The organism is Rhodoferax sp. ZS1R8 (assembly GCF_056521325.1).
Window position 1 is genome coordinate 1 of record NZ_JBWMBA010000094.1, and the last position, 1,326, is coordinate 1,326.

Annotated in this window: 2 protein-coding genes; both read right to left on the reverse strand. The window is 58.7% G+C overall.

The features are described from left to right. A partial coding sequence (locus AC097P_RS24070) for a TonB-dependent receptor domain-containing protein (protein ID WP_479612950.1) occupies window positions 1-593 on the reverse strand: 593 nt, incomplete at its 3' end. Further along, a partial coding sequence (locus tag AC097P_RS24075; protein ID WP_479612951.1) for a TonB-dependent receptor plug domain-containing protein occupies window positions 485-1,326 on the reverse strand: 842 nt, incomplete at its 5' end. The genes AC097P_RS24075 and AC097P_RS24070, both read right to left, overlap by 109 nt.

The following is a 1,326-nucleotide window of genomic DNA, read 5'->3' on the forward strand; positions in this document are numbered from 1 at the left end:
AGCGAGTCGGCATACACCACGTTGTTGATGTTGCTGACATTGCCTTTCAGTGACACCTTTTCATTGAAGGTGTACTCGGTCATCAAGTCCACCGTGCTGTAGGCAGGCGCAATCCAGCCTGGGTTGCGGTTTGCTGACTGTTCGCCGCGTAAGTTGATACCGGCACCCACGCGCCACTGCGTATTGAGCTTGTAAGTCGTCCACACGGTGCCGCTGTGGATAGGGGTCAGCGCAGGGCGCTCACCAGCACGCTCACCCGAGCCAGCTGTGGGGGAGGCGATGTCGATCATGGCATCGGGCATCCACATATAGGAGCCAAACACCTCCCACTGGGGTGTCAGGTGGCCTGTCAAGTCCACTTCACCGTCTGCGGGGTTGCCCGCCAGGATGGTGGGTTTGGTCACGGCGGATACGCCAAATACGTTTTTGCTGTCGCGGGCAAAGTCCAGTCCGGCCAGGATCTCATGTTTGAGGCCCCAAGCGTTCAGTTTCTGGTTGTAGTCGCTTTGGCCGTACAGCGAGTCCAGGTCCTGGATCTTGGCGTTGTTGCCGTGTTGGGGCCAAAGGTGTCCAGCGCCACGGTTGTGGGGCACTGGGGGTTGGTCACCAAGCCGGTGGTGGCATTGGTGCTGCGAATGCAATGGCGTACGTTACCGGCGCGTTGGTCGCGGGTGTAAGCACCCTTGCGGATCACGGTCTTGAGTTCGGTGTTGCCATCATTGCGGTGTACGTGGCTGGCAGTGATGTATTTGGCAGTGCCATTGCTGTAATCGCTGGCCATTCCATAGTAGGCGGCCGGGTCCAGCTTGTCGTTTTCCGTGACGGCCGAAATGGGCGCACTGGCAGTGGGCCTGATCCATGGCAAACCATAGTTCATGCCATTGTTGTTTTCCAGTGCGTACAGGCCAACCAAAAATTCGTCGCTTGTGCCAATGCCAAAACGGTAGGCGGCTGCTACGCCCTTTTTGTTGATGCTGCTGCCTGAACCGTTGTTGTCGGCCTTGGTGACCATGGCGTTGATACGCAGGGCGGCGTTTTCGCTGGTCTGGACGTTCAAATCACCGGTGATTCGGCCGTAGTTGAAGTTGCCCACGGTGGTGGTCACTTCGTTCTGGTTGACGGCGCGCGGTGCCTTGGACACCTGGTTGACTGCGCCGCCCGTGGAGCCACGGCCGAACAACATGCTTGCAGAGTCGCGCAACAGCTCGATGCGGTCGTTGTTGAAAGTGTCGCGGTCATAGAAGGCCGGGTCGCGCATGCCGTCCACAAAGATGTCACCACTGGTGGCCAGCGAAAATCCGCGCAGGCGGATGTCTTCTTCGCCCC